This is a genomic window from Legionella shakespearei DSM 23087, from assembly GCF_000373765.1.
GTDB lineage: Bacteria > Pseudomonadota > Gammaproteobacteria > Legionellales > Legionellaceae > Legionella > Legionella shakespearei.
In genome coordinates, this window is sequence record NZ_KB892396.1 from 1 (window position 1) to 6924 (window position 6924).

The window sequence follows — 6924 nt, forward strand, 5'->3', positions numbered from 1 at the left end:
GGCTAATAAAACCTTTATTTCGGATTTACATGAGTTCTGAATAACCCCGTTACTTTTTTGCCCTCGCACGATCCGTTCATGCTGAGGAGGCGCGTCTTTTTGCGCCGTCTCGAAGCACTGGCACAAACTTTTGCCTTGGTGTCAGTGGGTATGATCATCTAATCAATACCTTATCCTGAACCGGCCTTAAATCAGGGAAATTTATACTTGCCTTTGGCTCTCATTAACAATACCATCAAAAATTCATTGGACATGAATAAGGATATTGTAATGCGAAAAAAATACAGGCCTGATTTTTTTTATAAGAGCTATCTGGAAGACAACGCTGAACATACAGATGATGAACAATATCAACGTGAGGATAAAAACGAATACGGCGAAAGTTTTTATCGCAGAGATTGCCAAAAAGCAACGGGCAGATTTAAACAGCAGATCAAACAGGATATGGACGAGGCTCTTGCAGACATTCATGAAGAAAGATATAGGATGAAGACAATTTAAATCTATTTGTAAGGGATAATGAGCAATGTCTATCAAGTTTAAAGCGTGGTTGGACAGAATTGTTGTGCATCAGAAGCGCCCCTTGCCTGTTATCCCGAAACCCCTGCACTCTGTTTTATATTCTGATAAAACCAATTACACAAAAATAATTGAGCACTATGCCAGTCTGATCGCTACCATGTTATGGTCGGCTTTTGCCAATTTGACTCGTAATGATTTGTCTGAATCCTCGAGTTTTGCACGTCCTGAAAAAGCAAGTCCAGCGCTGCGTCACTATTTTAACATCTACAGTACCTTGCAATTATTTATTAAAAATAATCTTGGTGATGAGGCGGACGATCAAACACGGGTTATCGCATTTAGAAAATGGCTCGATGCAGCTGATGTACTGGAACAAAATCAGTGCTTTGATGGCTTTTGGCTGGTTTTGATTGCTTTAATTCTGGCGCAGAATGACACATTACGGGCACAACTTCCTGCCGAATACAATAAAAAATTAGACGAATACATGGCTCTAAGTTCCCCCTTGAATAATTATGCCAATTTACGTAACAGGATTGCAAAAGGGAAGGGCGGTTTTTATCCTGTATTTTTATGGTTTAAAGATTTAACGCTACTCGATGCCTGGGATGAGAATGATCAGAGCCACAACACGATGATATCCAGACAGAAAGAAAGTTTGCTGGATACTATTGAGCAGTTCGTAAGCGAAAATCGGCCGAAGCCTGATGGTGTCACTCCCTTATTTATAGCTCATACTCCCGTAGCGGGAGAACAAGATGCATGGAATCTTATAGAATTAATTCGCCTGGATTTGATCAACCACTTCATACAAAACGAAATAAGGAGCACAGGTTGGTTTGGGGGTGAATCGAGGACTATCGATGGGATTACCTATAAGATACCCTTTGGTATAGCGCAGATTTATGACAAATTAAGTGTCTCTCAGCAGGGGCAGAGCTCACCGCATGAATTACTCAATGAGATTCGTCGTATTGTGGCCAGTCGTCAGGAGACAAGCCATACCTTCTTTAACAGAAGACAAACCGTAACCCAGCAGTTTTATCAGCAATGTTCCGAAAGTATTGATTGTTTTTTTGAGACAAAGCCTGATATTTAGACGTGTAGTAGCCCGTATTAGGCGTAGCCGTAATACGGGACTTAATTCATTGCCACTTCGATCCCGTATTACGGCTGGCGCCTAATACGGGCTACACTCGGTGCCACTCAGCAAAACCGTGCTATGCGCCTTAACTCTTAAGCACCGCTGCAGTTGCTGCTGCTACTATAACCACGCCTGCAGTCACTGCTGAGAAAAAGGCGTAAGGATGTTCTTGTAAGGAAAATCCTGTAGCTTGTGGCTGAGAGAAGGGAATACCATCAGGAACTTCCTGTTCAATTTTATCGAGCACTTGAAAACAATTACTTTTAATAGATTCAAGCCTGTCTTCAAAATTGGTGTCTAATGCCAATAAGGGGACATAGCGTAAAGACCAAAATTTGGTAGCAGTGCTGACCTTATTTACCGATTCGGGAGTGCAAAAAAAGATATTTGCCCGTGCTGTGCTTTCAAAAACAGCAGCGGAAAAATTCAGTGCCTCTTCTGTTGTCCATGTCTCATAGAGAGGAATTGCAGAATTGTGTTTAAACCGGAGATCCTTGGTTCTGTTTTCCATATAAGCACGAACTGCTTTTTGCAATTCATCCTCATCAGACAAGAGCGCGATCATGGAGTTGACGCAGTGCAGCAAAAATTCTTTTTCAAACAGGGTCATTTTTTATACGCAAAAAAGAAAGAACTATAAATGCGTTTATAATTTATAGCAACATGAAATTTAATGAACAAACATTCCGCCATGAAAAGGCTAAAATTGATTAATCCCCTTATTTCATAATATAATCGTCAATGTTTTTTTAGAAAACAAATCAATTAATTAAGGGTATTCATGAAACTATTAGCAACCTTAGGTGCTTTTTTATTTTCTGGAATTGTTACTGCTACACCACTTCATAATATAGTCGCATTTGGCGATAGCTTATCTGACAATGGCAACCTTTATGAATTCATGAAACATCAACTTCCTCAGTCCCCTCCTTACTATGAAGGACGCTTTTCTAATGGTCCGGTCTGGGTTGAACATTTGGTAGCCTCTTATTTTCCTGCAGATCCTGCATCTCATTTGCTTGATTATGCATTTGGCGGTGCCGGGGTGTCAGAAGAGGATGATGACGATGCGTTATTTACTATAAAAAGAGAAGTTGAAACTTATTTAATCGCCCATCAGGACAAAGCAAGTGAAGACAGTCTTTTTATAGTCTGGATTGGTTCGAATAATTATTTGGGAATGCCAAGCGATGTTGAAAAGACACTGCAAGATGTCAATATAGGTATTACTCATAGTTTAGAGCGTCTGGCAGAAAAAGGGGCCAGGCACATTTTGGTGCTTAATTTGCCGGATCTCGGCAGAACTCCTGCGGCTATTGAGTTTGATTCTATTGAAATGATGAGTTATTTTTCCAACCAGCATAATAGTGCTTTAGCTAATACCATGACTGAGCTTAAACAAACTCATCCTGAAGTAAACTGGTTGTATTTTGATATGAACACCATGTTTAACGATGTGTTGGAACACGCATCCGATTATGGTTTTACTAACATCACCGGGACTTGTTCCAATTCGGTTGTTGATGAAATTACTAAAAAATCAGTTTTAAGAATGGTTGCTCGTGTGCGGCCGAACAAAGTGAATGATGCCTGTGATGGTTATCTCTTCTTTGATTTGGTACATCCTACCGGTTTGGCTCACAAGATTATGGCAGAAAAAGCGCGCAATATGCTTGATGCTGCAGGTGTTGAGCTTGCTGACTAAGGTTTGTTAACTGAAACCGGGATTTTTCTAATCCCGGTGTAACATTCAGGGAATCATGGCTCAAATAATACGGACATTCCTTATCTTCTTTCTGATTATCTCTTCTGTCCAGGCTGATAAGCTGGATATCACTGTCGATCAAAACACTCTTAGTTTACCTTATTGGCAAGCAAAGAAAATTCGTTATGGCGCTGTCATTATAGTCAGAGGAGGGCAACAGCCCGAATGGTCGCAGCTGTTGGCTGATTTTGCAAAACAATTGGCGCGCACTGGCTGGTCTGCGGTGTTGCTCAATTGTGACAAGAGTACGACTATTCCCTGGATTAACCAAATACCTGAGGTGATCAGCACCTTAAGGCAAAATAAAAACACACGTATCATTCTCATCCATTACGGGGAACAATTAAATCAGTCATTGGATTATTTCAGTAAACCACAATCCAAAATGATTAATGGACTGGTGATGTTGTCTGCCTATGACCTCGACAACAAACCAGATGGTTCGGTTAAATTACGTTTTCCATTATTTGATGTTGCAGGGCAGTTTGATTACGACACGGTATTGTCGCAAATGGAGTACAGGGGAAAAGAGTTTAAAGATCGTAATTATATTGCCGTGGAAATGCCTGGTGCACGGCATGATTATGAATACAGTAAAAAATTGCTGGTAGCTTACATCCATGGCTGGATGGCTAAATTACCTGAGTTTGTACCACAGCCGCGCCCCATACAGACGTCTTACATACCTCCCATATATACCCCAGACAGCCAGATAGCAGTTCTGTCTGATTCAGATTGGACTGGGTTTATTGATAACCCCAAAGCACCGGAGTGACAATTTTTTGTAGCCCGTATTAGCGGAGCGTAATACGGGAAATTTTCACTCCGATCCTGTATTACGCTTCGCTAATACAGGCTACGATTCTGGCACCATTCCGTTTTCGGGAGAGCCTTCGCGCAAAAAGACGTGCGTGGGAGTACCCCTACCACCCTTTACTTTGGCAAATCAATTCATAGGCTTTCATTATCTTGTGTGTTTTATCATTCGCAATTTTGATCATTTCTTCAGGCAAACCCTGTGATATCAATTTATCGGGATGGTTACGGCTTAATAACCTTCTGTATGCCCGTTTTACTTCCTGTTTATTGGCATCAGGGCTGACCTCCAGTAATGCATAGGCATGGGCCAGGCTGCTTTGTGGTGATTGCTGTCTGGATTGGTATTGTTGTCTTGATTGATCCTGTTGTCCTGAGGATGAGTATCGTCTGTAGTTTTGCCGTTGTTGGCGCTGATACTGTTGCTGTCTCTGGTGTTGCTCGGGTTCTGGTTCTGAAAAAGGGCCGTAGCTGAAATCTTCATAAAAACGGTATTGCTTGTGTAAGGGGGCAAAACCCAGATATGAAAATACTATGTCCAGAGCTTCAATTTTTTTAGTAGTCAAGCCATCAACTTGAGCTGCCCGATATTGGATGTCTGCGAATAATTTCAATAAATCGCGGTTGTCTCTGCATTCTCTTTGTAATTGGGCGAGGACGTTTTCGAATTTGAAATGGGCTTGTTTGCCTTCAGTAAACAATCGTTGTGCCTGACTTTTTTGTTCGCCGTTTAATCTCATTTCTTCCATGAGGATCTTGGCCATTTTGATTTCCTGTTCGGAAACGCGTCCATCAGCCTTGGCAATATATCCCATAACCGAAAAGGTGGCTTCAAAGAATATCTTTTGGACGGCCTTGCGCTTTTCAGAATGATAATACCAATGAGGATTGGAATAATACGTAGAAAATCCTCTATCAAAGAAATTACCTACAAATATTCCAAACAGTGCTCCAACCGGCCCACCGCTTAAATAACCAAAGAAAGCACCGAGAATTTTTCCCCACCAGGTCGATATTGTAAAAAAATCTCGAAAATTCATTAAAAAATAGTTCCTTGATACTAAGGTCTGTTGACATTTCGTTTTAGGAGCAACCGGTGTCACTTTGCAGCTCATAACTAATTTTAGCTTGTTTTTGACCTAAATACGTTTTTTTTGAATTGTAATTATTATAGCAACTTCTAATCAGGCATTTGAAGGAGTCGAGGTATAATATATACTGTTTCATTTTGGTATTGGTACTTCGCTATGCGATTGATTTATTCTGTGTTGATGTATCTGCTTACCCCGTATCTGTTATTTCGCCTCTGGTGGAAAGGGCGTAAATTACCCGCATACAGACAACGCATACTGGAACGTTTTTCTATTGGTACGGTTAAAACTCCACCTGTAGATGTCTGGGTGCATGCCGTTTCTCTGGGCGAGGTGATTGCTGCCACACCCTTAATCGATGCAATGCTTGAAAAAAACTGGTCCATTTTAATTACAACCATGACGCCTACGGGTTCTGAGAGGGTTAAAACCCGCTTTGGCAACAAAGTAATGCATCGCTATGTTCCCTATGATTTACCATGGGTGTTGCGCCGTTTTTTCAGGCAGGTCAAGCCTCGGGTCGGTGTGATCATGGAGACTGAGTTATGGCCTAATCTGATTTATCAGGCAGAAGTTGCCAAGGTTCCTTTGTTCCTGGCTAATGCCCGATTATCTGAACGCTCCTTAAAGGGATATCTTCGATTTAAATTTATATTTAAACCGGTATTAAATCATTTTTCCGCCATTTTTCCGCAGAACGAGGATGATGCCAAACGCTTTATCAAATTAGGCGTGCGGGAAGACATAGTGCAGGTTTTAGGAAATATGAAATTTGATTTGCAAACGCATACTGTCAATAAAGAACAATTTACAGCATTAAAAAATGCCTGGGGAAAGGAGCGAGTGGTTGTTATTGCTGCCAGTACCCATGAAAATGAAGAATCGTTGATATTGGCACAGTTAAAACGATTACAACAGGCGATTCCCGATGTAGTCTTGTTAATTGCGCCTCGCCATCCTGAACGGTTTCAAACAGTTTATCAGCTCTGTGAGCAATGTGGTTTTAATACCGGTTTACGTAGTGATGTAACTACACTGTCCAGCGCTAATGAAGTGGTTGTTCTGGACAGTCTGGGAGAGCTGTTAGGCTTGTTTCAAATCAGTGATTATGCCTTTGTTGGAGGAAGTCTTGTTCCTATTGGAGGGCATAATGTATTGGAGCCCATAGCCATGGGTATTCCTGTGTTTAGTGGCAATCAGGTTCATAATTTTAAAACCATATGCCGGGATCTCAACGAAGCAGAAGCTATTGTACTGGTCAGTAATGCAGATGAATTGATGGATAGAATGATCCAATTACACCAGGATAAGGCACTTAAAGACCAAATGGTTAAAAATGCAACATCTGTTCTAGATCAGAATAAAGGGGCTGTTTTAAAGCATTTACAGAGAATTGAAGTGGCTTTAAGTTGATTGTCTGCATCTGACCTCCCTCGGCTTATCCGGTGTATCCAGAGGTTCTTGGCAGAAACACAGTCCCTGATTTAGTGCGTAGCCTGTATTAGGCGTCAGCCGTAATACAGGATCGAAGTGGTCATGAACTTACTCCCCGTATTACGGCTGACGCCTAATACGGGCTACAAATT

Annotated in this window: 7 protein-coding genes; 5 read left to right on the forward strand and 2 right to left on the reverse strand. The window is 41.3% G+C overall.

Annotated elements, in window-relative coordinates; all coding sequences use genetic code 11:
• Positions 1 to 270 precede the first annotated feature (270 nt).
• Both B094_RS0107385 and B094_RS0107390 read left to right on the forward strand, forming a co-directional pair.
• Positions 271 to 501 (forward strand): hypothetical protein, encoded by a 231-nt coding sequence (locus tag B094_RS0107385; protein ID WP_155823710.1) that lies wholly within the window; start codon positions 271 to 273, stop codon positions 499 to 501.
• Between the two features lie 25 nt (positions 502 to 526).
• Positions 527 to 1621: a RasGEF domain-containing protein gene (locus B094_RS0107390; RefSeq protein WP_018577172.1), complete on the forward strand. Its 1095-nt coding sequence runs from the start codon at positions 527 to 529 to the stop codon at positions 1619 to 1621.
• A 130-nt stretch (positions 1622 to 1751) separates the two neighbouring features.
• On the opposite strand, the gene B094_RS0107395 is transcribed toward B094_RS0107390, so the two are convergent.
• Positions 1752 to 2276, reverse strand: coding sequence for a hypothetical protein (locus B094_RS0107395; protein WP_018577173.1), 525 nt, complete (start codon positions 2274 to 2276; stop codon positions 1752 to 1754).
• Positions 2277 to 2447: 171 nt separating this feature from the next.
• On the opposite strand from B094_RS0107395, the gene plaA reads away from it, so the two are divergent.
• A complete protein-coding gene (gene plaA, locus B094_RS0107400; protein ID WP_018577174.1) occupies positions 2448 to 3371 on the forward strand; it encodes a GDSL family lysophospholipase PlaA in 924 nt (307 codons plus the stop codon).
• A 55-nt stretch (positions 3372 to 3426) separates the two neighbouring features.
• Positions 3427 to 4206, forward strand: a complete 780-nt coding sequence (locus B094_RS0107405; RefSeq protein ID WP_018577175.1) for an alpha/beta hydrolase — start codon at positions 3427 to 3429, stop codon at positions 4204 to 4206.
• A gap of 148 nt (positions 4207 to 4354) precedes the next feature.
• Here B094_RS0107405 and djlA read toward each other — a convergent pair whose 3' ends face one another.
• A complete protein-coding gene (djlA, locus tag B094_RS0107410; protein WP_018577176.1) occupies positions 4355 to 5287 on the reverse strand; it encodes a co-chaperone DjlA in 933 nt (310 codons plus the stop codon).
• A 207-nt stretch (positions 5288 to 5494) separates the two neighbouring features.
• Here djlA and waaA point away from each other — a divergent pair, with 207 nt between their 5' ends.
• Complete coding sequence (gene waaA / locus B094_RS0107415; protein WP_018577177.1) at positions 5495 to 6751, forward strand: lipid IV(A) 3-deoxy-D-manno-octulosonic acid transferase; 1257 nt, start codon at positions 5495 to 5497, stop codon at positions 6749 to 6751.
• Positions 6752 to 6924 lie beyond the last annotated feature (173 nt).

What these genes read in the sequence shown, in the direction of transcription:
- B094_RS0107385 (WP_155823710.1), top strand. Translation starts at nt 271, where the DNA reads ATGCGAAAAAAATACAGGCCTGATTTTTTTTATAAGAGCTATCTGGAA.
- B094_RS0107390 (WP_018577172.1), top strand. Translation starts at nt 527, where the DNA reads ATGTCTATCAAGTTTAAAGCGTGGTTGGACAGAATTGTTGTGCATCAG.
- B094_RS0107395 (WP_018577173.1), bottom strand. Translation starts at nt 2,276, where the DNA reads ATGACCCTGTTTGAAAAAGAATTTTTGCTGCACTGCGTCAACTCCATG.
- plaA (WP_018577174.1), top strand. Translation starts at nt 2,448, where the DNA reads ATGAAACTATTAGCAACCTTAGGTGCTTTTTTATTTTCTGGAATTGTT.
- B094_RS0107405 (WP_018577175.1), top strand. Translation starts at nt 3,427, where the DNA reads ATGGCTCAAATAATACGGACATTCCTTATCTTCTTTCTGATTATCTCT.
- djlA (WP_018577176.1), bottom strand. Translation starts at nt 5,287, where the DNA reads ATGAATTTTCGAGATTTTTTTACAATATCGACCTGGTGGGGAAAAATT.
- waaA (WP_018577177.1), top strand. Translation starts at nt 5,495, where the DNA reads ATGCGATTGATTTATTCTGTGTTGATGTATCTGCTTACCCCGTATCTG.